The 24785-nt window shown below is 74.8% G+C and carries 19 protein-coding genes; 11 read left to right on the forward strand and 8 right to left on the reverse strand.

Annotated features, from left to right (window positions below):
* Window positions 1-2: 2 nt before the first annotated feature.
* The 5 genes from O7599_RS35075 to O7599_RS35095 are packed head-to-tail and all read right to left on the reverse strand — an operon-like array spanning window position 3 to window position 8663.
* The gene (locus tag O7599_RS35075) at window positions 3-719 is read right to left on the reverse strand and encodes a (Fe-S)-binding protein (RefSeq protein WP_281619638.1); all 717 of its coding nucleotides are present in this window, start codon (window positions 717-719) and stop codon (window positions 3-5) included.
* Window positions 698-2230: a rhamnulokinase family protein gene (locus O7599_RS35080; protein ID WP_281619639.1), complete on the reverse strand. Its 1533-nt coding sequence runs from the start codon at window positions 2228-2230 to the stop codon at window positions 698-700. Before O7599_RS35080 ends, O7599_RS35075 begins: the two co-directional genes overlap by 22 nt.
* Window positions 2227-4287, reverse strand: a complete 2061-nt coding sequence (locus tag O7599_RS35085) for a bifunctional aldolase/short-chain dehydrogenase (RefSeq protein ID WP_281619640.1) — start codon at window positions 4285-4287, stop codon at window positions 2227-2229. The genes O7599_RS35080 and O7599_RS35085 overlap by 4 nt, the downstream gene beginning before the upstream one ends.
* On the reverse strand, window positions 4275-5432 hold the full coding sequence (gene rhaI, locus O7599_RS35090) for an L-rhamnose isomerase (RefSeq protein ID WP_281619641.1): 1158 nt from the start codon (window positions 5430-5432) through the stop codon (window positions 4275-4277). The genes O7599_RS35085 and rhaI overlap by 13 nt, the downstream gene beginning before the upstream one ends.
* A gap of 45 nt (window positions 5433-5477) precedes the next feature.
* Window positions 5478-8663 (reverse strand): alpha-L-rhamnosidase, encoded by a 3186-nt coding sequence (locus O7599_RS35095; RefSeq protein WP_281619642.1) that lies wholly within the window; start codon window positions 8661-8663, stop codon window positions 5478-5480.
* Window positions 8664-8871: 208 nt separating this feature from the next.
* Between O7599_RS35095 and O7599_RS35100 the strand changes: the two genes are divergently transcribed.
* The 8 genes from O7599_RS35100 (at window position 8872) to O7599_RS35135 (ending at window position 17890) form a co-directional block, all read left to right on the forward strand.
* Entirely contained in the window at window positions 8872-10383 is a 1512-nt protein-coding gene (locus O7599_RS35100) for a sugar ABC transporter ATP-binding protein (RefSeq protein ID WP_281619643.1), read from the forward strand.
* A complete protein-coding gene (locus O7599_RS35105; protein ID WP_281619644.1) occupies window positions 10380-11420 on the forward strand; it encodes an ABC transporter permease in 1041 nt (346 codons plus the stop codon). The genes O7599_RS35100 and O7599_RS35105 overlap by 4 nt, the downstream gene beginning before the upstream one ends.
* Window positions 11417-12400, forward strand: coding sequence for an ABC transporter permease (locus O7599_RS35110; RefSeq protein ID WP_281619645.1), 984 nt, complete (start codon window positions 11417-11419; stop codon window positions 12398-12400). Before O7599_RS35105 ends, O7599_RS35110 begins: the two co-directional genes overlap by 4 nt.
* Before the next feature lie 64 nt (window positions 12401-12464).
* Entirely contained in the window at window positions 12465-13538 is a 1074-nt protein-coding gene (gene rhaS / locus O7599_RS35115) for a rhamnose ABC transporter substrate-binding protein (protein ID WP_281619646.1), read from the forward strand.
* Between the two features lie 13 nt (window positions 13539-13551).
* Complete coding sequence (locus O7599_RS35120) at window positions 13552-13872, forward strand: L-rhamnose mutarotase (RefSeq protein ID WP_281619647.1); 321 nt, start codon at window positions 13552-13554, stop codon at window positions 13870-13872.
* Between the two features lie 9 nt (window positions 13873-13881).
* Window positions 13882-15345, forward strand: coding sequence for a BNR repeat-containing protein (locus tag O7599_RS35125; protein ID WP_281619648.1), 1464 nt, complete (start codon window positions 13882-13884; stop codon window positions 15343-15345).
* Between the two features lie 9 nt (window positions 15346-15354).
* Complete coding sequence (locus O7599_RS35130; RefSeq protein ID WP_281619649.1) at window positions 15355-16800, forward strand: L-fucose/L-arabinose isomerase family protein; 1446 nt, start codon at window positions 15355-15357, stop codon at window positions 16798-16800.
* Between the two features lie 76 nt (window positions 16801-16876).
* On the forward strand, window positions 16877-17890 hold the full coding sequence (locus O7599_RS35135; protein ID WP_281623643.1) for a LacI family DNA-binding transcriptional regulator: 1014 nt from the start codon (window positions 16877-16879) through the stop codon (window positions 17888-17890).
* On the opposite strand, the gene O7599_RS35140 is transcribed toward O7599_RS35135, so the two are convergent.
* On the reverse strand, window positions 17874-18992 hold the full coding sequence (locus tag O7599_RS35140; protein WP_281619650.1) for an FAD-dependent oxidoreductase: 1119 nt from the start codon (window positions 18990-18992) through the stop codon (window positions 17874-17876). The two genes, O7599_RS35135 and O7599_RS35140, sit on opposite strands and share 17 nt — an antisense overlap.
* Window positions 18993-19047: 55 nt before the next feature.
* Here O7599_RS35140 and O7599_RS35145 point away from each other — a divergent pair, with 55 nt between their 5' ends.
* The 3 genes from O7599_RS35145 (at window position 19048) to O7599_RS35155 (ending at window position 22921) form a co-directional block, all read left to right on the forward strand.
* Window positions 19048-19467 carry a secondary thiamine-phosphate synthase enzyme YjbQ gene (locus O7599_RS35145; RefSeq protein ID WP_281619651.1) on the forward strand — a complete coding sequence of 140 codons (420 nt, stop codon included), beginning with the start codon at window positions 19048-19050 and terminating at the stop codon, window positions 19465-19467.
* Between the two features lie 303 nt (window positions 19468-19770).
* The gene (locus tag O7599_RS35150) at window positions 19771-21972 is read left to right on the forward strand and encodes a PEP/pyruvate-binding domain-containing protein (RefSeq protein ID WP_281619652.1); all 2202 of its coding nucleotides are present in this window, start codon (window positions 19771-19773) and stop codon (window positions 21970-21972) included.
* A gap of 61 nt (window positions 21973-22033) precedes the next feature.
* Window positions 22034-22921, forward strand: a complete 888-nt coding sequence (locus O7599_RS35155) for a hypothetical protein (protein ID WP_281619653.1) — start codon at window positions 22034-22036, stop codon at window positions 22919-22921.
* A 46-nt stretch (window positions 22922-22967) separates the two neighbouring features.
* On the opposite strand, the gene O7599_RS35160 is transcribed toward O7599_RS35155, so the two are convergent.
* Both O7599_RS35160 and O7599_RS35165 read right to left on the reverse strand, forming a co-directional pair.
* The gene (locus O7599_RS35160; protein WP_281619654.1) at window positions 22968-23657 is read right to left on the reverse strand and encodes an HAD family phosphatase; all 690 of its coding nucleotides are present in this window, start codon (window positions 23655-23657) and stop codon (window positions 22968-22970) included.
* Between the two features lie 63 nt (window positions 23658-23720).
* Window positions 23721-24704 carry a right-handed parallel beta-helix repeat-containing protein gene (locus O7599_RS35165; RefSeq protein WP_281619655.1) on the reverse strand — a complete coding sequence of 328 codons (984 nt, stop codon included), beginning with the start codon at window positions 24702-24704 and terminating at the stop codon, window positions 23721-23723.
* Window positions 24705-24785 lie beyond the last annotated feature (81 nt).

Here is a 24785-nt window from a genome sequence, read left to right on the forward strand (position 1 = left end):
GGTCACCGGACGTCCCCCTCCGTGCTCGCCAGGATCTCCGCGATGTGCACCGGCCGGACCGGCGAGCCGCGGCGGGCCAGCGTGCCGCCGATGTGCATCAGACAGGAGTTGTCCGCCGCGCACACGGCATCCGCGCCCGAGTCCTCCACGTGCCGGGCCTTGTCGGCGCCCATCGCGGCCGAGACCGCCGGGTTCTTCAGCGAGAACGTGCCGCCGAACCCGCAGCACTCGTCCGCGCCCGCCAGCTCGCGCAGCGTCAGCCCCTTCACGTGCTCCAGCAGTTGCCGCGGCCGGTCACCGAGGCCCAGCACGCGCAGCCCGTGACAGGTCGGATGATAGGTGACCGTGTGCGGGTAGTACGCGCCGACGTCGGTCACTTCGAGGACGTCGGTGAGGAACTCCGTCAGCTCGTACGTGCGCGGCGCGACGGCCGCCGCGGCGGGCTCGTCGAGCCGCGGATAGTTGTCGCGGACCATCGCCGCGCACGAGCCGGACGGCGTCACGACGTACTCGTAGTCGGCGAAGACGTCCGCGTAGCGGCGCGCGAGCGGCCGGGTCTCCTGCCGGTATCCGGTGTTGAACTGCACCTGTCCGCAGCAGGACTGCGCGAGCGGGAAGTCGACCGTCACCCCCAGCCGCTCCAGCAGGGTCACGACGGCGCGCCCGGTGTGCGGATAGAGCGTGTCGTTGACACACGTCACGAAGAGCGCAACGCGCATTCCGCTTCCTCCCAGGCCGATGAGCCGCCGCCGGGTTCATACTCCCTCAGCGACTGCGTTCTGTGAAGCAGAGATCGGAGGTCTGAAAGGGTGCCGTCGATCGCGCCGGCCGCCCGCGCCTGCACGAGGACGTTGCCGAGCGCCGCCGCCTCCACGGGTCCCGCCACCACCGGCAGCCCGCAGGCGTCCGCCGTCAGCCGGCACAGCAGCCCGTTGCGCGCACCGCCGCCGACGACGTGCACCACGCGCACCGTACGTCCCGAGAGCCGCTGCGCGTCGGCCACGGCGCGGCGGTGCGCCAGGGCGAGCGAGTCCAGCACGCAGCGCACGGTCTCCGCCGCGGACCGCGGCTCCGGTAGTCCCGCCCGCCGGCACGCCGCCGCGATCCGCTCCGGCATCCGGCCCGGAGCCAGGAACGCCGGGTCGCCGGCGTCCACGTACGAGCGCAGCGGGGGCGCCGCGGCGGCGCCGGCCAGCAGCGCGTCCAGCTCGTACGGGTGCCCCTCGGCGTCCCAGGCTCGCAGGCACTCCTGGAGCAGCCACAGGCCCATGATGTTGCGCAGGTAGCGCACGGTGCCGTCCACGCCCAGCTCGTTGGTGAAGTTGGCGGCGCGGCTCTCCTCGGTGAGCACGGGGGCGGTCAGTTCGACGCCGGCGAGCGACCAGGTGCCGGTGGCGATGTACGCGAAGTCCGCGTCCCGCGCCGGTACGCCGACGACTGCCGAGGCGGTGTCGTGCGAGCCGACCGCGGTCACCGGCACCGGCCCGGTCAGGCCCGTCTCCTCCAGCACCGCGGGCAGCAGCTCGCCCGCGGGATCGCCGGGGCGGCGCAGCGGCGGGAAGAGCCCGAGGTCGATGCCCGCGGCCTCGGCGACGCGGCGCGAGAACACGCCCGTGCGCGGGTCGACCAGCGCCGTGGTGGAGGCGTTGGTGAGCTCGGTGCCCGCCTCGCCCGTCAGCCAGTACGCGACGAGGTCGGGGACGAGCAGCAGGCGCCGGGCCGCGGCCAGCGCGGGGGTGCCGCGGGCGGCGAGGAGCTGGTAGACGGTGTTGAACGGCAGGCGCTGCAGGCCCGTCGCCCGGTACAGCTCCGCCGCCGGCAGCACCGCGTCGAGCTTCGCCGCCATGCCCTCGGTGCGCGCGTCGCGGTAGTGCACCGGGTTGCCGACGAGCGCGCCGGAGGCGTCGAGCAGGCCGTAGTCGACCGCCCAGGAGTCGACGCCGGCGCCCGCGAGCCGGCCCCCCGACCGCCGGCCCGCGGCGCGCAGGCCGTCCAGCACGCCCGCGTAGAGCGCGAGGACGTCCCAGTGGAGCGTGCCGGCCAGCCGTACGGGGCGGTTGGGGAAGCGGTGCACCTCCTCGATGTGCAGCTCGCCGCCGCCGGCGCGGCCCAGCATCACGCGCCCGCTGGCGGCGCCGAGGTCGACGGCCGCGAACGGCAGCGATTCCCCGTCGCCCGAGCCGTCGCCCGCGCCGCCGCCCGCCGCCGGCCGCCCGTACGCCCCGCTCACCGCAGGAACGCCGCGGCCACGCCCGCGTCCACGGGGACGTGCAGCCCGGTCGTGTGGCTCAGCTCGCCGGCCGTCAGCGCGAACACCGCGTTCGCCACGTGCTCCGGCAGCACCTCCCGCTTCAGCAGCGTCCGCTGGGCGTAGAACTCGCCGAGCTTCTCCTCCGGGACCCCGTACACCGCCGCCCGCCGGGCGCCCCAGCCGCCGGCGAAGATACCGGAGCCGCGCACGACGCCGTCGGGGTTGATGCCGTTGACGCGTACGCCCAGCTCACCCAGCTCCGCGGCGAGCAGCCGGACCTGGTGCGCCTGGTCGGCCTTTGCGGCCCCGTACGCGATGTTGTTCGGCCCGGCGACCACGCCGTTCTTGGAGGCGATGTAGACGATGTCGCCGCCCATGCCCTGCGCGGCCAGCACCCGCGCCGCCTCGCGGGAGACGAGGAACGAGCCGCGCGCCATGATGGCGTGCTGGGTGTCCCAGTCCGCCGCCGTGGTCTCCGCCAGCGGCTTGGAGACCGAGATCCCGGCGTTGTTGACGACGAGGTCCACGCCGCCGAAGGCGAGCACCGCGGCTCGGAAGGCCGCCGCGATCTGCTCCTCGTCGGTCACGTCCACCACCGCCGCGACGGCCCTGTCGGGCCCGCCCAGTCCGGCGGCGACCGCCTCGGCGCCCGCCGCGTCCCGGTCGGCGACGACGACGCACGCGCCCTCCGCGGCCAGCCGCTGGGCGATGGCCCGGCCGATGCCGGAGCCCGCGCCGGTGACCAGCGCCACCCGGGCCGCCAGCGGCTTCGGCGGCGGCATGCGGCGCAGCTTGGCCTCCTCCAGCTCCCAGTACTCGATGCGGAACTTCTCCGCCTCGGCGATGGGGGCGTAGGAGGACACGGCCTCGGCTCCGCGCATCACGTTGATCGCGTTGACGTAGAACTCGCCCGCCACCCGGGCCGTCTGCTTGTCCTTGCCGAAGCTGAACATGCCGACGCCGGGGACGAGGACGATCGCCGGGTCGGCGCCGCGCATGGGCGGCGAGCCGTCGTCGGCATGGCGCTCGTAGTAGGCGCGGTAGTCGTCGCGGTAGGCGGCGTGCAGTTCCCGCAGCCGTGCGACGGCCTCGGCCACCGGCGCGTCCGGCGGCAGGTCCAGGACCAGCGGGCCGACCTTGGTGCGCAGGAAGTGGTCCGGGCAGGAGGTGCCCAGCGCGGCGAGCCGCGGATGCTCCTCCCGCGCCAGGAAGTCCAGCACGGCGTCGGTGTCGGTGAAGTGCCCCACCTGCGGCCGGTCGGTGGAGGCCAGCCCGCGGACGACCGGCGCCAGCGCGGCGGCCCGCTCGCGGCGTTCGGCGGCGGGCAGCGGCCCGTAGCCCTCGACGGGCGGGCCGAACGGGTCGGGCCGCCCCTGCTCGGCGAGGAACCGCTCGGCGGTCCGGATGATCTCCAGCGAGTTGCGCTCGCACTCCGCGGAGTCCGCCCCCCACGCCGTGATGCCGTGGCCGCCGAGTACCACCCCGATCGCCTCGGGGTGCGCCTCGTACACGGCCGCGATGTCCAGGCCGAGCTGGAAGCCGGGCCGCCGCCACGGCACCCACACCACGCGCTCGCCGAAGCACCGCCGGGTCAGCTCCTCGCCGTCCGCGGCGCAGGCCAGGGCGATGCCCGAGTCGGGGTGCAGGTGGTCGACGTGCGGGGCGCCGACCAGCGCGTGCATGGCGGTGTCGATCGAGGGCGCGGCACCACCGCGACCGTGCAGGCAGTAGTCGAACGCGCCCACCATCTCGTCCTCGCGCTCCACCCCCGGGTACGTGCCCGCCAGCGCCCGCAGCCGGTCCAGCCGCAGCACCGCCAGGCCCGCGGCCGTGAGCGTGCCGAGGTCGCCGCCGGAGCCCTTGACCCACATCAGCTCCACGCCGCCCCCGGTCACCGGGTCGGTCGCGGTGCCCTTCGCGGAGGCGTTGCCGCCCGCGTAGTTGGTGTTGCGCGGGTCCGACCCCAGCCGGTGCGCCCGCGCCAGCAGGTCTGCCACCGGGTCGTACGCGCCGGGCCCCCCGCTCACGCGCCCCACCCGGCCTGCGTGCCGCCGACCCGCTCCGCGACGATCCGCTCGGCCCACCTCGAGCGCCGGTACGCGGCCATCGGGTCCGGGTCGAGCCCCATCTCCTCGCGCACCTCGGCCAGCAGCGGCCGTACGTCCGTGTTGTAGGCGTCCATCAGCACGGCGTTGGCGGCCAGCACGTCGCCCTCGCGCTGCGCGGCGGCCAGCGCCTCGCGGTCGACGAGCAGCGCCTTGGCGGTGGCCTCCTGGACGTTCATCACCGAGCGGATGATCGCGGGGATCTTCGGCTCGATGTTGTGGCACTGGTCGAGCATGAACGCCACGTCGGGCCCGAGGCCCCCGCCCCGTACGACCTCGTACATGATCCTGAACAACTGGAACGGGTCGGCGGAGCCGACCATCAGGTCGTCGTCGGCGTAGAAGCGGGAGTTGAAGTCGAAGCCGCCGAGCTTCCCCTCCCGCAGCAGCACCGCGACGATGAACTCGATGTTGGTGCCCGGCGCGTGGTGCCCGGTGTCCACGACCACCTGCGCCCGGTCGCCCAGGCGCAGGCAGTGCGCGTACGCCGTGCCCCAGTCCGGCACGTCGGTGTGGTAGAACGCCGGCTCGAAGAGCTTGTACTCCAGCAGCATCCGCTGCCCCTCGCCGAGGCGCTCGTACACCGCGGCGAGCGCCTCGGCCAGCCGGTCCTGGCGCTCGCGCACGTCGTCCTGGCCGGGGTAGTTGGTGCCGTCGGAGAACCAGAGCTTCAGGTCCCGCGAGCCGGTGGCGTCCATGATGTCGACGCACTCCAGGAGGTGCGCCAGCGCCTTGCGCCGCACCGCCGGGTCCGGGTGGGTGACCGAGCCCAGCTTGTAGTCGTCGTCCTGGAAGACGTTCGCGTTGATCGCGCCGAGGGCGAGGCCCCGCTCCTTCGCATACGCCGCGAGCGCCGCGTAGCCGTCGGCGCCCTCCACCCGGTCCCAGGGGATGTGCAGCGCGACGGACGGCGCCACGCCGGTGTGCTCGTGCACCCGGGCGGCGTCGTCCAGCTTCTCCTGGGGCGTGCGCGGCACCCCCGGCTGCGCGAAGACCTTGAAGCGTGTGCCGGAGTTGCCGTACGCCCAGGACGGTGTCTCGACTGCCTGGGACTTGAGTGCCGCTTTCACGGTCATCGCGAAGCCTTTCCGCGCGGGGTGTCGCTGTCAGGTGGGGTGTCGTCAGTTGGTGAAGCGGTGCGTGCCCGCGTCCGCGGCGAAGACGGCGCAGCCGTCCTCCGTCCGCAGGAAGCGGGCGCGGCCGTGGGAGACGTCCGCCGCGGACCGGGCGGGGACCCAGACCTCGGCGGTGGTGTTGAAGGGGAGCGTCACCTCCAGCCGCAGCCGGCCGTCGCGCTCGCGCCAGTCGGTGGTGACGGGGCCGTAGAGCGTGGTGAGCCGGCCGGTGGCCCGGTCGACCTCGCCGCCGGGCCGGGGCCGGATCAGCACCTTGCGGAAGCCCGGCTCGGCGGGGGCGATCCCGGTGATGTGCCGGTACATCCACTCGCCGACGCAGCCGTAGGCGTAGTGGTTGAAGGAGTTCATGCCCGCGTCCTGGAACGAGCCGTCGGGCTTGATGGAGTCCCAGCGCTCCCACATGGTGGTGGCGCCGCTGGCGATCTGGTAGCCCCAGCCGGGGAACGTGTCCTGGTGCAGCAGCCGGTAGGCGACGTCGTGGTGGCCGGTGGCGGTGAGCACGGGCAGCAGCCGCGGGGTGCCGAGGAAGCCGGTGGACAGATGCCAGTCGCGGGCCTCGATCAGGGCGACGAGACGGTCGGCGGCGGGCCCGCGGGCGTCCTCGGGCAGCAGGTCCATGGAGAGCGCCAGCACGTACGCGGTCTGCGTGTCGCCCTTGATCCGGGCGCCGCCTTCGGAGACGTACGCGGCCCTGAACGCCTCCCGTACGGCGCCGAAGAGCGCGTCGTACGGCGCCGGGTCGCGGCCGAGGACGCGGGCGATCCGGCCGACGAGGTCGGCGCTGTGCGCGAAGTACGCGGTGCCGATGACGTCCTTGGGAGTCTCGTCGTCGGTGTTGAGCCAGTCGCCGTAGCCCTCGGCGGGGCGCAGGTGGCCGGTGCTGTTGCGCTTCAGGTACTCCAGCCACGCCAGCATCGAGTCCCACGACTGCTCCAGCACCCGGGTGTCGCCGTACGCCTGGTACAGCGCCCACGGCACGGTGGTGCCGGCGTCGCCCCAGCCGGCGACGCCCTTGCCGACGGGGCCGACCCACGGGGCGACGTCGGGGTACGCGCCGTCGTCCGCCTGGTCGTCGCGCAGGTCGTACAGCCACTTGGTGAGGAAGCGGGCGGACTCCATCGTGTACGCCGCGGTGGGCGCGAAGACGTTGATGTCGCCGGTCCAGCCGAGGCGTTCGTCGCGGGCGGGGGTGTCGGTGGGCACGGACAGGAAGTTGCCGCGCTGGCCCCAGGTGATGTTGGAGTGCAGCTTGTCGAGCGTCTCGACGTTGGTCGCGAAGTCCATGGTGAACGGCGCGTCGGTGTGCATCACCCGGCCGGTGACGGCGTTCTTCTCCGGCCTGCCCGGATAGCCGGTGACCTCGACGTAGCGGAAGCCGTGGAAGGTGAACTTCGGCTCATAGACCTCGCCGTCGTCCGCGCCGCGCAGGGTGTACGTGTCGGTGGCGCGGGCGGTGCGCAGGTTGGCGGTGTACAGGGTGCCGTCCGGGTTGAGGACTTCGGCGTGGCGCAGCGTGACGACGGTGCCGGCTTCGCCCCGCACGCGCAGCCGGACGGCGCCGACCAGGTTCTGGCCGAGGTCGAAGACGAACACCCCGGGCGCGGGCTCGGTGACCTTCCGCGCGGGCAGCTCGCTGACCACCCGGGTCGGCGCGTCCACCTGCGCGACGATCGCCGTGCCGCCGCCGTCGGCGGCCTCGGCGGGCCCCCAGCCGGAGTCGTCGAAGCCGGGCGCGGTCCAGCCGGGGGTCTCCAGGCGCGCGTCGTGGTCCTCGCCGGCGATCAGGTCCGCGGCGGTCACGGGGCTGCCGGCGGCGCGCCAGCCGGTGTCCGACAGGATCCGCTCGACGCCGCCGTCGGCGTACGTGACCTCCAACTGCGCCAGCAGCGCGGGGCGTTCGCCGTAGTGGTGCGGGCCGAACCAGCCGAGGTTGCCCGCGTACCAGCCGGCGGCCAGGTCGACGCCGACGGCGTTGGCGCCGGGCCGCACCAGGCCGGTGACGTCGTACGTCTGGTACTGCACCCGCGTGTGGTAGTCGCTCCACCCGGGCGCGAGCACGTCCTCGCCGACCCGGCGGCCGTTGAGGTGCGCCTCGTACAGCCCGAGGGCCGTCGCGTACAGCCGCGCCCGGGCGATGGGCCGCGCCGGCAGCCGGAACTCGTGCCGCAGCCGGGCCGCGGGCAGCGAGACGGGCACGGTGACCTCGCCCCACGGGCCTGAGCCCCAGGGAGCCAGGACCTTCGCGGCGGACCACGCCGAGTCGTCGAAGTCCGGCGCCGTCCAGCCGTCGGCGGGCTCGGCGTCGGCGGCCTTCCAGCCGGCGTCGGTGACGCGGGTGGTCACACCGTCGGCGGTGGTGAGTTCGAGGGCGCCGAGCAGCCCGGCGGGTCCGGCGGCGCCGTTGGTGGCGGCGACGGCCACGACGACGGTGCCGGCGCCGAGCAGGCCGGTGACGTCCACGACGTCGGGGCGGTTCCAGGCCGTGCCGGCGGCGACCTCGGTGCCGTCGACGTACGTGGTGTGGCGGTCGTCGGCGGCCACGGCGAGCCGGGCCCGGGTGACGCCCTCGGGGACGTCGAGCCGGGCGCGGAACCAGCGGGTCTCGGCGGGGGCGCTGTTCGCGGGGTCCCCCTCGGGGAACCAGATCCACGAGGCGCCGGTGATGTCCGGCGCGTCGGTGGGCAGGTCGGGCGCGGCGATCCAGGTCGCCGCCCACTCCTCGCCGCGCAGTCCGGTCTCCCACCAGGTGGGCTCGCTCCAGTCGGAGGCCGTGCCGTCCCGGTCCCAGACGCGGACGGTCCAGTGGTAGCGGGTACGGGGCCGCAACGCGGGCCCGCCGTACGGCACGAGGACGGAGTCGGCCGAGGCGACCTTGCCGCTGTCCCACACGTCGGGGTCGCCCAGCCGGTCCGGCGAGGTGGCCACCCGGACCTGGTACGCGCTCTGCGCGCCGCCCGGCGCGCCGGACTCCACCGGCCAGCTCAGCCGGGGCCGGTCGACGTCGAGACCGAGGGGCCGGACCGCGTACTCGGCGGTCGGCCGGGTCACCTCCGCCCTCCGGACCGCATCAGTCCCGGCTGCCGTGGCAGCGCGGGCGGCGGGCGCGGCGCCGGTGGCGGCGGCGGTGCCGAGGGCGGTGGCGGTGCCGAGGAGTCGACGTCTGCTGATCACGGGGTCCTCCGGGGGACGACGCGAGCATGAATCGTTTCAGATCACGAAGTTAAGGAGGCGTGGAAGGGGTGTCAAGGGGCTGCGGGCGATGTGGTGTTGCCCGGAAGGTTTCCATGTCCGACCCATTGACGGGCCTGTTGGGGGAGGTCTAGCTTCCGTGAAAACTCATTGAAACCTTTCACGACCGCCGACCGCAACGGTGCTGACCATGACAGAAGTGCCCGTCCTGGCCGCGCGCGGCCTGAGCAAGTCCTTCGGGGCCGTACGCGCCCTGCAGGACGTCTCCCTCACGCTGCACGCCGGCGAGGCACACGCCCTCGCCGGCGAGAACGGCGCGGGGAAGTCCACCCTCATCAAGATCCTCGCGGGCGTCCACCGCCCCGACGCCGGCCACCTGCTCCTCGACGACGCCCCGGTGGCCTTCCACGGCCCGGCCGACGCCCGCGACGCGGGCATCGCCGTGATCTACCAGGAACCCACGCTCTTCCCCGACCTGTCCATCGCCGAGAACATCTTCATGGGCCGCCAGCCCCGCCGCACCCTGCGCCGCATCGACCGCGCCTCGGTCCACGACGCCACCGCCGCGCTCATGCGCCGCCTCGGCGTGGACCTCGCCCCGGACCGCCCGGCGCGCGGGCTGTCCATCGCCGACCAGCAGATCGTGGAGATCGCCAAGGCGCTGTCGTTCGACGCCCGCGTCCTGATCATGGACGAGCCCACCGCGGCGCTCACCGGCAGCGAGACCGCCCGTCTCTTCGCCGTCGTCGAGGCGCTGCGCGCCGAGGGCGCCGCCGTGCTCTTCATCTCGCACCGGCTGGAGGAGATCTTCCGGCTCTGCCGCCGCGTCACCACGCTGCGCGACGGCCGCCGGATCGCCACCGACGAGGTCGACGCGCTCACCGAGGACGCCCTCGTACGCCGCATGGTCGGCCGCGACCTGGCCGAGCTGTACCCCAAGCAGGACGCCGACCTGGGCGAGACCGCCCTGTCCGTGCGGCGGCTCACCCGCGAAGGCGTCTTCCACGACGTCTCCTTCGACGTCCGCCGCGGCGAGATCGTCGCGCTCGCCGGCCTCGTCGGCGCCGGCCGCAGCGAGGTCGTCCAGGCCGCGTTCGGCGTCGACACCCCCGACGCCGGCGAGGTGCACGTGGCCGGCCGGCCGCTGCGCCGCGGCTCGCCGACCGCCGCCATGGACGCGGGGGTCGCCCTCGTCCCGGAGGACCGGCGGCAGCGCGGCCTGGTCATGGAGATGTCCATCGAGCGCAACATCGGCCTCACCGGCCTCGGCCGCCTCGGCTCCGCCGGGCTCGTCAAGCGCGCGCTGGAGCGCGGCCGGGCCGCCGACTGGGCGGCGCGGCTGCGGCTGAAGTACGGCAAGCTCACCGACGACGTCGGCGTGCTCTCCGGCGGCAACCAGCAGAAGGTCGTCCTCGCCAAGTGGCTGGCCACCGAGCCGTCGGTGCTCATCGTGGACGAGCCGACCCGCGGCATCGACGTCGGCACCAAGGCCGAGGTGCACCGGCTGCTCTCCGAACTGGCCGCCGGGGGCCTCGCCGTCCTCATGGTCTCCTCCGACCTGCCGGAGGTCCTCGGCATGGCCGACCGGGTGCTCGTCATGCACGAGGGCCGCCTCGTCGCCGAGATCCCCCGGGCCGGGGCCACCGAGGAGTCGGTGATGACCGCCGCGACCGGCCGCGGCGCCAGGGGGGCGGCGGCATGAGCGCGACCGCACAGAAGACCGGGCCCGCCCCCGCGGGTGGCGACGAGCGCTCCGCACGCTCGCTCGTCGACGCCGTCTTCCGCGCCCGCGAACTCTCCATCGGCGGCGCCCTCGTCCTGCTGATCCTCTGCACCTGGATCGCCAACCCAGGTTTCCTGGACGACCAGGGTGTCGAGGACCTGCTGCTCAACTCCTCGATCCTGGTGCTGCTCGCCGTCGGCCAGTCCGTCGTCGTCATCACCCGCAACATCGACCTGTCCGTCGGCTCCGTCGTCGGCCTCACCGCCTTCGCCTGCGGCGACTTCGTCTCCGGCACCGACCACGGCGCGTTCACCGTCGTGCTGCTCGGCATCGCGCTGGGCACCGCGTGCGGACTGGTCAGCGGGCTGCTGGTGAGCTTCGGCAAGGTGCCCGCGCTGGTCGTGACCCTCGGCATGCTCTACGTCATCCAGGGCCTGGACTACTGGTGGGCGGGCGGCGAGCAGATCAACGCCGCCAACCTCCCCGACGACGTCCTCTCCCTCGGCACCGGCAGCGTCCTCGGCATCCCGTACCTGCCGCTGATCACCTTCGCCGTCCTCGCCGGCACCGCGTACTACCTGCGCTCCTACACCGGCGGCCGGGAGCTGTACGCGATCGGCTCCAACCCCGAGGCGGCGCGGCTCGCGGGCATCCCCATCCGCCGCCGCGTGCTCGGCGCGTACGCCTTCTCCGGCGCCGTCGCCGGCTTCGCCGGCGCGCTGTGGCTCGCCCGCTTCGGCACCGTCGTGGCGGACGCGGCCAACGGCTGGGAGCTGACCGTCGTCAGCGCCGTCGTCGTCGGCGGCGTCGCCATCACCGGCGGCGTCGGCTCCGTGTGGGGCGCCGCGCTCGGCGCCGCGCTGCTCACCACCATCGGCAGCGCGCTGGTCGTGCTCAAGGTCAGCTCCTTCTGGCAGCAGGCCATCACGGGCGTGCTGCTGCTCGCCGCCATCACCACCGACCGCATCGTGCAGCGGCGCACCACCAGCGCGCTGCGGAAGAGGAGGCGGCAGTGAAGTCGCTCGGCACCTACCTGCGGTGGGACACCGCCGTCGGCATCCTGCTGATCGCGGTGTTCCTGGCCGGCACCTCGTCCACCGACGGCTTCGCCTCCACCGGCAACATGTCCGCCGCGCTCAACGACACCGCCGAGATCGCCCTCATCGCGCTGCCGATGACGCTGCTCGTCGTCGCCGGCCAGGTCGACCTGTCCGTCGCCTCCATGCTCGGCCTGTCCAGCGCGCTCGCCGGCTCGCTCTGGGACGCCGGCTACGCCTTCGAGCTGATCGTGCCGGTCTGCCTGCTCGCCGGCGCGGCCGGCGGACTGCTCAACGGCTGGCTCGTCACCCGGGTCGGGCTGCCGCCGCTGGCCGTGACCATCGGCACCCTCACCCTCTACCGGGGCCTGGCCTCGGTGGTCCTCGGCGACAAGGCCGTCGCGGGCTTCCCCGACGACTACGCCAAGTGGGCCTCCGCCACCGAGACCGTGCCGGGCACCTTCGTGCCGTACCCCATCGCGCTCTTCGCGGTACTCGCCGTGCTCGCCGCCGTGCTGCTGCACATGACCGGCTTCGGCCGCTCGCTGTACGCCATCGGCGCCCAGGAGGAAGCCGCCTGGTTCGCCGGCATCCGCGTCAAGCGCATCAAGCTCGCCCTGTTCGTCGTCTCCGGCCTGACGGCGTCCTTCGCCGGCATCGTCTACACCCTGCGCTACGGCAGCGCCCGCGCCGACAACGGCCTGGGCCTCGAACTCGTCGTCATCGCCTCCGTGCTCCTCGGCGGCGTCGACTTCAACGGCGGCAAGGGCACCCTCGGCGGCGCCGTCGCCGGCGTGCTCCTCATCGGCCTGCTCAACAACCTGCTCACCCTCAACGACGTGGCGAACGAGATCCGCGTGATCGTCACCGGGCTGCTGCTCATCGCCTCCGTCCTCGCCCCGCGCGCCGTCGCCGCGCTCGCGGACCGCCGCAACCGCCGCCTCGCGGCGGCCCCCTGACCCACCGACCCTCGTCCGACTCTGCTCCGCGACTCGCGGAACCGAACGCGAAAGGTTCACCCGCATGCGTAACAAGAGCCGCACCCTCGCCGCGACAGCCGCGCTGTGCGCCCTCGCCCTGGCGGCCGGCGCCTGTTCGGGCACCACCAAGGACGACGCGGAGAACGACGCCGCGGAGCAGGTGTCGGACGCCACCGCGAACCCGGACGCGCCGCTGAAGAAGGGCCTGAAGATCGCGTTCCTGCCCAAGCAGATCAACAACCCGTACGAGCAGATCGTCGACGAGGCCGGCATCGAGGCCAGCGCGGAGTTCGACGCCGAGGCCAAGGAGGTCGGGCCCTCCGACGCCAAGGCGTCCTCGCAGGTCTCGTACATCAACACCCTGATCCAGCAGCGCCAGGACGCCATCCTCATCGCCGCCAACGACCCCAACGCGGTCTGCGGCCCGCTGAAGACGGCCATGCAGCAGGACATCAAGGTCGTCGCGTACGACTCCGACACCGCCAAGGACTGCCGCCAGCTCTTCATCAACCAGGCCAGCTCCGAGGAGATCGGCCGCAGCCAGGTGCGGCGGATCGCCGAACAGCTCGACCACAAGGGACAGATCGCGATCCTGTCGGCGACGCAGAACGCCACGAACCAGAACACCTGGATCAGGTTCATGAAGGACGAGCTGAAGAAGCCCGAGTACAAGGACATGGAGCTGGTCAAGGTCGCCTACGGCGACGACGACGACCAGAAGTCCTTCCAGGAGACCCAAGGCCTGCTCAAGGCGTACCCCGACCTGAAGGGCATCATCTCGCCCACCACGGTCGGCATCGCCGCCGCCGCCCGCTACATCAGCTCCTCCGACTACAAGGGCGACGTCGTGCTCAACGGCCTCGGCACGCCGAACCAGATGCGCAAGTTCGTCAAGGACGGCACCGTCGAGGAGTTCTCCCTGTGGGACCCCAAGGACCTCGGCTACCTCGGCGCGTACGCCGCCGCCGCGCTGGCCTCCGGCCAGATCACCGGCAAGGAGGGCGAGAAGTTCGAGGCGGGCCGGCTCGGCGAGTACACCGTCGGCAAGGACGGCGAGGTCATCCTCGGCCCGCCGACCGTGTTCGACGAGAAGAACATCGACGAGTACGACTTCTGAGGAGCGCGGCGCGATGCCCCGCGTCTGCTTCCTGCTGAAGGTGCACGCCGACCGGCTGGCGGAGTACCGCGAGCGGCACGCGGCCGTGTGGCCGGACATGCTCGCCGCGCTCTCCGCCGCCGGCTGGCGCAACTACTCGCTCTTCCTGCGCGACGACGGCCTCCTCGTCGGCTACCTGGAGACCGACGACTTCGCCGCCGCGCAGGCCGCGATGGCCGCGAGCGACGTCAACGCGCGCTGGCAGGCCGAGATGGCCCCGTTCTTCGAGGCGCTCGACGGCGCCGCGCCGGACGCGGCCGTACGCCCCCTCGCAGAAGTCTTCCACCTCGACTGAGGACCCCCCATGAGACTGCTCTCGCACCCCCTCGTGAAGCCCGCGCTCCTGGCCGCATCGCTGCTGCTGACGGTGACCGCCCTCCCCGCCGCCGCGGCGCCCGGCCCGGCCGCCGGCCCCCGAACCGCCGCGGCCCCCGGCCCGTCGCTGACCCGGATCGCGGACACCGAACCCGACCCGGAGGCGATCTTCTTCGTCTCCTTCGACGGCCTGGTCAACAACAGCTCCTTCACCAAGAACGGCATCCTCACCCACGCCGGCCACCAGTACGCGGCCTGGTACACCGCCGACCGCAGCGCCGTCCTCGGCCGCCGCGCGCCCGGCGAACGGGACTGGGAGACCGTCACCCTCGACCACAAGCTCAAGTACGACGACTCCCACAACGTCATCTCCCTCGGCGTCTCCGCCGCCGACGGCCGGCTGCACGTCAACATGGACTCGCACGCGGACGGGTACTTCTACCTCAAGTCCGTGCCGGGCCTGATGAACCGCCCCGGGGCGCACGACTGGACGGCGGACGCCTTCGGACCCGTCCAGACCACGCTGGACGGGCTCACGCTCACCGACCGCTTCACCTACCCCCAGTTCGTCGCCACCCCCGACGGCGGCCTGCTGCTCAGCTACCGCGAGGGCGTCTCCGGCAACGGCCGCAACGCGCTGGCCGCGTACGACGGGAAGCGGTGGCGGGAACTCGGCGTGTGGTCCGGCTCCACCGGCACGTACACCACCGCCCACGGCAGCAGCAACGCCCGCAACATGTACCTGCACGGCATCGACTACGGCCCGGACGGCACCCTGCACGCCTTCTACACCTGGCGCGAGCAGAACGCCGCCGTGATGTGCGCCCCCGGCGGCCTCAGCAACCACGACACCGGCTACGTGCGCTCGACCGACGACGGCCGCACCTGGACCAACGCCGAAGGCCGGGTCGTCGGCACCACCGGCGGCGCGGACGCCGTCGCGTTCGACGACCCCGGCACCGTCGCCGACCCGCTCGCCCCCGACCACGCGCTGATGAACCAGGAGCACCAGGCCACCGACTCCGAAGGCCGTCCGCACGCGCTCATCAGCTACGTCCCCGGCCGCTTCGGCCAGTGCTCCACGAACTACGTCGCCGACCGCAAGGCGAACGCCCGCGCCTTCCACGTCCACCGCGACGACGCCGGACGCTGGCACAAGACCGAGATCCCCGTGCCCCTGGAGTCCAGCCAGCGCGGCAAGCTCGCCTTCGACCGCCACGACAACGCCTACGTCGTGCTGCCCTACGGCCGCGTCGTCGCCGCCTCCGCCGCCTCCGGCTGGACCGACTGGAAGGTCCTCTTCGACGGCGCGGACCTCGACGCCTTCGGCGAGGTGAACCTCGACGAGACCCGGCTCGCCCGGGACGGCGTCCTGTCCTTCATGTACCAGCAGAAGTCCACCGGCACCACGCCCTCGCCGCTGCGCACCGTGGACTTCGCCCTGCCCCGCTAGGAGCCACCGATGACGACCGCACGCACCCCCGCCACCGCACGCAAACCCAGGATCGGCCTGGTCGCCGGCGGACTCGGCGCGTACTGGCCGCAGTTCCCCGCACTGCTGCCGCAGCTCAAGCGCTCCGCCGCCCGGGTCGCCGAGCGGCTGGCGGGCTTCGACGCCGACGTCGTCGACGCCGGCTTCGTCTCCGACGCCCCCGAGGGCGCCGCCGCCGCGGAGAAGCTGCGTGCCGCGGACTGCGACCTGATCGTCGGCTTCCTCACCACGTACATGACCGCGACCATGCTCGTCCCCGTCGCCCGGCGCAGCGGCGCGCCCGTCCTGCTGATCAACCTGCAGCCCACCGAGGCGATGGACCACGCGAGCTTCGACACCGGGCAGTGGCTCGCCTACTGCGGCGCCTGCCCGCTGCCGGAGATGGCCAACGCCTTCGAGCGCTGCGGCGTCCCCTTCCGCTCCGTCTCCGGCCACCTGGAGGACGAGCGGGCGTGGACCCGCATCGGCCGCTGGATCCGGGCGGCGGGGGTGCGCGCCGCGCTGCGCGGCGGCCGGCACGGGCTGATGGGCCACCTCTACCCGGGCATGTACGACGTCTCCACCGACCTCACCATGGTCACCGCGAACCTCGGCGGGCACGTCGAGGTGCTGGAGTTCGACGACCTGCGGGTACGGGCCGAGAAGGCTGGCGACGCCGAGGTGGCCGCCAAGCTCGCCGAGACCCGCGGGGTCTTCGACCTCGACGAGACCGTCGACCCGGACGACCTCGCCTGGGCGGCGCGGGTGTCGGTGGGTCTCGACCGGCTCGTGGCCGACTTCGACCTGGACTCCCTCGCGTACTACCACCGCGGCCTCGACGGCGAGACGCACGAGCGGCTGGGCGCCGGCATGATCCTCGGCGCCTCCCTGCTCACCGCCCGCGGCATCCCCGCCGCCGGCGAGTACGAGCTGCGCACCTCGCTCGCCATGCTCGTCGCCGACCGGTTCGGCGCCGGCGGCTCCTTCACCGAGATGCAGGCGCTCAACTTCCGCGACGGCGTGGTGGAGATGGGCCACGACGGGCCCGGACACCTGGCGATCAGCGAGGGCCGGCCGCTGCTGCGCGGCCTCGGCGTCTACCACGGCAAGCGCGGCTGGGGGGTGTCCGTGGAGTTCGACGTACGGCACGGGCCCGTCACCGCCGTCGGCCTCGGCCAGACCCGCGACGGCCGCTACCGCCTCATCGCCTCCGCGGGCACCGTCACCGCGGGACCGCTGCTGGCCATCGGCAACACCACCTCCCGCGTCGACTTCGGCCGCGACCCCGGCGAGTGGTGCGACGAGTGGAGCGCCAGCGGCGTCGGCCACCACTGGGCGCTGGCCACCGGGCACCTGCTGCCCGAGCTGCGGGCGCTCGCGGACCTCGCCGGCCTCGACCTGGTGGAGGTCGCGGGGGCCGGCGCACCCCGTGCGTAGCATGAGCGGCGGGCCGCGGCCGGGGCGCGCCGCGTACGACCGGCTGGACGGCTGAAGGGGAACGCGCGTGGGGCGCATGGTGGGCATCAAGGACGTCGCGCGGCACGCGGGCGTCTCCGTCGGCACCGTGTCGAACGTCATCAACCGGCCCGACAGCGTGGCCGCCGCCACCCGCGAGCGGGTGCAGGCGGCCATCGACCGGCTCGGCTACGTGCGCAGCGAGTCGGCGCGGCAACTGCGCGCCGGCCGCAGCCGCATCATCGCGCTGCTCGTGCTCGACATGACCAACCCGTTCTTCGTCGACGTCGCCACCGGCGCCGAGCGCGCCGCGCGCGCGGCCGGCCTCGGCGTGATGCTCTGCAACAGCGCCCAGAGCCCCGCCGAGGAGGCCGAGTACCTGGGCCTCTTCGCCGAGCAGCGGGTCCGCGGGGTGCTCGTCACCCCCGCCGACACCAGCGGGCGCACCCTGGAGTCCTTCGGCCGGCACGGCATCCCGTACGTCTTCGTGGACCGCACCGTCGCCAGCGCCGACGCCTGCTCGGTCTCGCTGGACGACGTCCAGGGCGGCGTGCTCGCCGCCCGTCACCTGATCGGCGCGGGCCACACCTCCCTGGTCTACGTCAGCGGCCCCATGCAGCTCCCGCAGTGCCAGGACCGCCACACCGGCGCCCTGGCGGCGCTCGCCGAGGAGGGGCTCGGCCCGGAGTCGCTGGTGCACGTCGAGACCGAGCAGATGGACGTCGCGGCCGGCCGCGACGCCGGCGCCCGGCTGCTGGGCATGTCGCCGCGCCCGTCGGCGGTGTTCTGCGCCAACGACCTCCTGGCCCTCGGCGTCCTCCAGACCCTCTTCGCGGCGGGCGTCTCGGTGCCGGGCGACATCGCGCTCGTCGGCTACGACGACATCGAGTTCGCCGCCGCGGCGGCGGTGCCGCTGACCTCGGTGCGCCAGCCGGCGCACCGGATGGGGCGGGAGGCGGCGGAGCTGCTGATCGAGGAGACGGAAGAGGGCGTGGAGCACCACGACCACCAGCGCATCGTGCTGCAACCGGAGTTGGTCGTCCGCAGCTCCAGCCTCAGACAGCAGCGCTGAGCGCGCCGCGCGCCCCGGGTGCGGGGCCGGGGCCCGGCGGATCGGCGAGGAGGCGGGTCAGGTCGCGGGCCGCGGTGCGGCCGGCGCGGTTGGCGCCGATCGTGCTCGCCGAGGGGCCGTAGCCGACCAGGTGGATCCGCGGGTCGCGGGCCGCGCGGGTGCCCTCCACGCGGATGCCGCCGCCCGGCTCGCGGAGCTTCAGCGGCGCCAGGTGGTCGACGGCCGCGCGGAAGCCCGTCGCCCACAGGATCGCGTCCGCCCGGAAGACCGTCCCGTCCGCCCAGGCCACGCCCTCCGGCGTGATCCGCTCGAACATCGGCCGCCGCGCCAGCACGCCCGCGGCGCGCGCCGCGCGGATCTCGTCCGTCAGCGGCAGCCCGGTCTCGCCGACCACGCTCATGGGCGGCAGCCCGGCCCGTACCCGCTCCTCGACCCTGGCCACCACGGCCCGGCCCCAGTCCTCGTCGAACGGGCCCTCGCGCCACACCGGCGGCCTGCGTGTCACCCAGGCGGTCTCCGCCGCGGTGCCCGCCAGCTCCAGCAGGTGCTGCGTGCCCGAGGCGCCGCCGCCGACGACCACCACCCGCTGCCCGGCGAACTCCTGCGGGCCGCGGTACTGCGCCGTGTGGAGCTGCCGGCCGCGGAACGTCTCCTGGCCCGGGTAGCGCGGCCAGAACGGCCGGTCCCAGGTGCCCGTGGCGTTGACCAGCGCGCGCGCCGACCACGTGCCCGCGTCCGAGACGACCAGCAGCCGCCCGGCCTCCGTCCCGGTGCCCTCGCGCACCTCCGCGACGTCCACGGGCCGGCGCACCGGCAGTTCGAAGGCGCGCTCGTACGCGGCGAAGTACTCGGCGACGACCTCCGCGGCCGGCAGCCTCCCGTCGCTCTCCGCGGCGGCCAGCGGCATGCCCGGCAGGTCGTGGACGCGGTGCGCCCTGCCGTACGTCAGCGTCGGCCACCGGAACTGCCACGCGCCGCCGGGTCCGGGGGAGTGGTCCAGGACGGTGAAGTCCAGGCCCGCGCGGCGCAGGAAGTACGCCGTCGACAGCCCCGCCTGGCCGGAGCCGATCACCACCACCTGCGTCCGTACGATGCCGCTCATGTGTGCGCCAACACCCGTGGCGGCACGGATCTTCCCCATGCGCGATGCTGACCCCATGACCGACTTCAGGACCCACTCGCTCCGGATCACCACGGGGGCCGGCGAGACCGTGCACGATCTCACCGCCGACTGCGACGCCTTCCTGCGCGAGGCGGCCGACGGCCGCGACGGGCTGCTCAACGTCTTCGTCCCGCACGCCACCGCCGGGATCGCGATCATCGAGACGGGCGCCGGCAGCGACGACGACCTCCTCGCCGCGCTGCACGACCTGCTGCCCGCCGACGACCGCTGGAACCACCGGCACGGCAGCCCCGGCCACGGCCGCGACCACGTGCTGCCCGCGCTGGTGCCGCCGCACGCCACGCTGCCGGTGATCGGCGGCCGGCTGGAGCTGGGCACCTGGCAGTCGGTGGTGCTGGTCGACACCAACCGCGACAACCCGCAGCGCAGCGTGCGGCTGTCGTTCCTCGGCTGAGCGGGGGGCGCCGCGCCGGGACCCGGGACTCAGGACCCGGCGCCGGAACACCCCTACGACGGCGCCGCCGACGGCCGGCGGCCCGCGGCCCGGGCCATTCGGGGACGTCCCCGAGGAATACCTGCGGCCGATCGCGGCATACTGATTCGTAAGCAACCCGGTCGAACCCGCCGGGCCGCCGCGGCGGTTCCCCGCTGACTGCCCCGCGACGCCCCCGGCCGGCTCCCTCCGCTACCCGGGACCGAGTCGGGCGCGGCAGCTCCGCCAGGGGCGCGCGCACGAGGGGCGGAGGTGGAGCCGCTGATGGCGACCGAAGCGGAGCGGACGGCGGGGGCGGACGACAGTGACCGGGCGGCGCGCGGGGCGCGTGCGGACCGGCTGGCGCGCGCGGGGTGGCCGGCGGTGCTGCCGCTGCACACCGGCCCGGCCCGCGACCCCGACCGCGCCGGGGCCAAGGCCGCGAACCTGGCCCGTGCCGCCGCCGCGGGGCTGCCCGTACTCCCGGGCTTCGTGCTCACCGACCCCGCCCTCGCGCCCGGCGTCCCCGCCGGCCCCCGCGCGCTGCGCGCCGCCTGGCGGGACCTGAGCGAGGCCGGGCAGCGGCCGCTGATCGTACGGTCCTCCTCCGCGTACGAGGACGCCGCCGACTCCTCGATGGCCGGCTGGTACGAGACCGTGCCCGACGTCCGCGGCTGGGAGGACTTCGCCGCCGCGGTGCGCCGCGTGCTCGACTCGGCCGCCCGCGGGCTCGTCGGCCCCGCCGCCGCGCCCCGCGAGGCGCCGCTGCGGGCGGGGGCGCACGCGCGCATGGCCGTCCTCGTGCAGCCCATGCTGCGCCCGGCGGCCGGCGGCGTCATGTTCGGCGCCGACCCCGTCGCGGGACGGCACGACCGGCTGCTGGTCAGCGCCGTCGACGGCGGCCCCGACACCCTCGTCGACGGCACCGCGCAGGGCATCCGCTACCAGCTCAACCGCCGCGGCCGGCGCGTCGCCGTCGATCCCGCCGAGCCGCCAGGGGAGGGGCTCCTCGGCCGCGGCGAGCTGGCCCGGCTGGCGTCCCTGGCCCGGCGCGCGGAGCGGGTCTTCGGCGGGCCGCAGGACGTCGAGTTCGGCTTCGACCCCGACGGGCGGTTGTGGCTCTTCCAGTCCCGGCCCATCACGGCGATGCCGCCGCGCCCCCCGCGTACCGCCCGGCTGCTGGGCCCCGGACCCGTCGCCGAGACCTTTCCCGCGGTGCTCCAGCCGCTGGAGGAGGACCTGTGGGTGGCGCCCATGGCGCACGGCCTGGCCGTGGCCCTCGACATCGCCGGCACCGCGCCCCGGCGGCACCTGCGCGCGCTGCCCGTCGTCACCACCGTCGACGGCCGGGCCGCGGCCGACCTGAGGCTGCTCGGCGCGGCGAAGCCGGCGCACCCGGTACGGGACTTCCTCAACCCCCTGCGCGGTGCGCGGCTGCTCGGCGCGGCCTGGCGCATGGGGCGGCTGCGCACCGCGCTGCCCGCGCTCGCCCTCGACCTCATGGCCGAGGTCGACGAGCAGCTCGCCGCGGTGCCCGGGCCAGCGGCGGCCGGCGGCCGGCTGCTGGACGCGGCGGGCTGGGGCCGTACCGTGCTGTCCGCGCTGCACGCCCAGGAGTCGCTGGCCGGCGCGCTGCCCGGCGCGGGCGCCGGGGCCACCGCGGCGGGCGAGGCGCTGGCGGTGCTGGCGGAGGAGGGACGGGACGGGGCGTACGACGACGCCGAGTTGATCGCCCGGCACCCGGTGCTGCTGGCGCTGCTGCCGCCGGCGCTCGGTGCGGCGCCCGTGCTGCCGGCACGGACCCGGTGGAGCGGGGTGCCGCGCGGGGTGGGCGCGCTGCCCGTACGGGAGGGGCTGCGGCTGCGGATCCGGTGGGTGCAGGAGATGCAGAGCCGGGTCGTCGCGGAGCTGGCGGAGCGGCTGGTGGCGGCGGGGGCGCTGGACGAGGCGGCGCGGGTGGCGCTGCTCCGGTGGCCGGAGCTGGTCGCGGTCGCCGAAGGCAGGGGGCTGCCGCGGGACTTCGCGGAGCGGCTGCCGCGGCCGGAACGGCTGGTGCTGCCCGCGGCGTTCCGGCTGGCCGGCGGGCGGCCCGTCGCGGAGCCGGGGCGCACGGCGGGCGCCGCCGGGGCGGCGGGCGGCGGGCAGGGCGCCGGGGGCGGCGCCGGCGCGGGGGTGGCGTGGGACGGGACGGGGGAGCGGCCCCCGAACGCGGTGCTGGTGGTGCCGGTGCTCGACCCGGGGCTGGCGCCGCAGCTCGCCGGGCTCGCCGGGCTGGTCGCCGAGACCGGCAGCGCGCTGTCGCACCTGGCGGTGCTGGCCCGGGAGTTCGGGGTGCCGACGGCCGTGGGCGTACCGGGCGCGGTGGGCCGCTTCCCGCCGGGCACGGCGCTGACGGTGGACGGCACGACGGGCGCGGTGACGGCCGCCGGGGGTGAGGCACGTACCGGCGACGGGGCCCGCGGGGACAGCCGCGAGGCCGCGGCGTGACCGGCATAACCTGCGCGACCGGCGGCACCCGCTGCCCGGCCGGCACGGCGGGGGAGGCGGCGTGAGGTACGCGGGCTACGTCATCGGCGGGCTCTCCGGCGCCGCCGCGGGCGGCTACTTCGTGCTCTACCTCTACCGCTGGGAGTGGCAGCGCGCGCTCATCAGCGGAGTGCTGCTGCTGGCCGTCGAGGTGCTGCTCGTCGGCATCGTGCTGCACACCCGTGTCTCCCGGCTCCGGCGCGAGGTCGCCGCCGGCCGCGACCGCACCGAGGAGATCCTGCGCGGCCTGGAGCGCACCAGGACCGAGCCGTCCCCGCGGTTCCGCTGGCTGGAGGGCCGGCGGACGGACGGCACGGACCGCACGTACGTCTTCGTCCCCGTGCTGATGGCCGCCGGCGCGGTGATGTCGGCCGCCGCCTGGGCGGTGCAGAAGGTCGCCGCCGCCACCGGCCGCCCCGCCGACCGCCGTACGGCCGCCCGCCTCGCCGGCCTCGCGGCCCCGCCCGGCGGCGTGGCGCGGGCGGAGCCGCTGGAGGCTCGCCCCGCGGTACGCCGCCCGCCCCGGGTCCGTACGCTCGTCGTCGGCGTACTGGCCCTGGCCGCCCTGGTCCTCGGCCTCGGCCTGCTCGCGGACGCCACCCGGACCCGGTCCCAGCAGCGCCCGCCGGCCGCGGCGACGACGGTCGTCTTCGAGGTCGCCGTGCGCGGCTCCGCCGACGCGGCGGCGGGCCGGATGGCCGCGCGCGACCTGTGGGAGAGCTGCCGCCGCGCGACCCGCGTCCCCGCCCGCCACGCGCCGCTGAGCCGGCTGGAGGGCGACGTCTGGGTGGGCAGCGTCCGTCCTGCGCTCGGCGACCATGACCGCATGCGCCTGCGCGGCTGCCTGGGCGACGCCACCGCCGAACGCACCACGGCGAAGGTCCTCGGCGACGGCCAGATCGGCGGCTGAACCGTCCGGGCCGCGACGGGTGACCGCCCGGACGGCCCGCCCGCGGTCAGCTCGCCGCGCCCGTCACCCACGCGAAGGCCCGCTCCGCCGAGAACTCCCGCTGCCCGCCCCCGAACACCAGCCCCGCGCCCGCGGCGACCGCCTCGTCCGCCTGCTCCGGCAGATACGGCACCGCCACGCACCGCATCCCCGCCCGGCGCGCGGCCTCCCAGCCCGGCGGCGCGTCCTCCACCACCGCGCAGTCCTGCGGCCGCACGCCCAGCCGCCGGGCCGCCTCCAGGAACACGTCCGGCTCCGGCTTGCCCCGCGCGACCTCCTCCGCCGAGACCAGCGTGGTGAACAGATCGTCGAGGCCCGCCGCGGGCAGCACCGCCTCGATCGCGGCGCGCGAGGAGCCGGACGCGACGGCGATCGGGCACCCGGCCGCCCGCAGCATCGCGGCGAACGTCCGCATCTGCGGGTACGCCCGGGTCGAGGTCCGGGCCAGCCGCAGGTACGCGGCGTTCTTCTCCGTCAGCAACTCCGCCACCGGCGCCGCCAGCCCGTACCGCTCCCGGAGCGTGCGCAGCGTCTCCCGGGTGCCCACGCCCAGGAACCCGGCGTGCTCCTCCCAGGTGAAGCCCGTGACGCCGTGCCGCTCCAGGACACGGCGCCCGGCCTCGTAGTAGTTCGGTTCGCTGTCGACGAGGGTGCCGTCGAGGTCGAAGACGACGGCGGTGGTACCGGTGGCGCTCATGCGGCAAGCATGCCAAGGCCGGCTCGAAGCGGACGGTCCGGGTCCGCCGGCCCGGGGGAGGGGTCAGCCGGTGACCGGGATCCCGGGGTTGACCAGGCCGCGGCCGCCGGTGACGGTGTTGCTGCCGGAGACGGTCACGGGGCAGCTCTGCGCGTCGTGGTTGGTGACGTTGATCGCGTACCGGTCGGGGCCGGTCGCGCCGGTGAGGTCGGACCTGTTGTTGCGGAACGTGGCGTTGCAGCCCCAGCCGTCCTGCACCTCGTGGGTCTGGTAGCCGTCGTTGGTCGTGCCGCGGCCGGTGTTCTGTGCCACCAGCACGTCGTCGCCCTTGATGTCGACCCACGAGTCGTCGTAGTTCGCGCCGGTCAGGCCGCTCCCGTCGAAGGTGTTGCCGATGATCCGGGCGCCGGTGGTGCCTTCCTTGATGTCGACGTTCTCGCCGCCGACGCCGGGGCCGATCGTGTTGCCCTCGATCAGGATGCGGTCGCTGCGGTCGTCGGTGCCGCCCGCGCTGCCGACGTACACACCCTCGCCCATGCCGCGGCCGTCCTGCCCGGTGTCGTGGATCCGGGAGTCGGTCAGGGAGCCGTCGGAGCTGGAGTTGCGGAAGTGCACCGCCTCCATGTCCAGGTCGTGCACCGTGACGGAGGCGATGTCCACGTGGTCGGCGTCGTCGAGCACGATGCCCTTCTGCCCGCCGGTGACCGTGAACCCGGTCAGGTTCCAGTACGAGGAGCCGTCCAGGTGCAGCCCGTAGCCGCCGCCGGCGACCAGCACGGCGGCCCCGGAGCCGGTGAGGGCGGCGGGTGCGGAGTCGCTGCCGGAGGCGGTGACGTCGAAGTTGCCGCGGTAGGTGCCGTCGGCCATCCGGATCGTGTCGCCCGGCCCTGCGGCGGCGAGGGCGGCCTCCAGTTCGCCGGCGGTCGACACGTCGACCACGTCGGCGGCGTCCGCGGGCCGGGCGGCGGCCGTCGTCTGGAGGCCGCCCAGGAGTGCGGCGGCGGACACCAGGGCGTACGCGATCCGGGTGCTGTGCGCTCCGTGCATGCTGAGTCTCCTCACGTCCGGTGGTCTCACGGTGCGCGGCCCCTGCGCGTACGGCATTGTCCTGCACCCGCGCCGTACGCG

The organism is Streptomyces sp. WMMC500 (genome assembly GCF_027497195.1).
Lineage (GTDB): Bacteria > Actinomycetota > Actinomycetes > Streptomycetales > Streptomycetaceae > Streptomyces.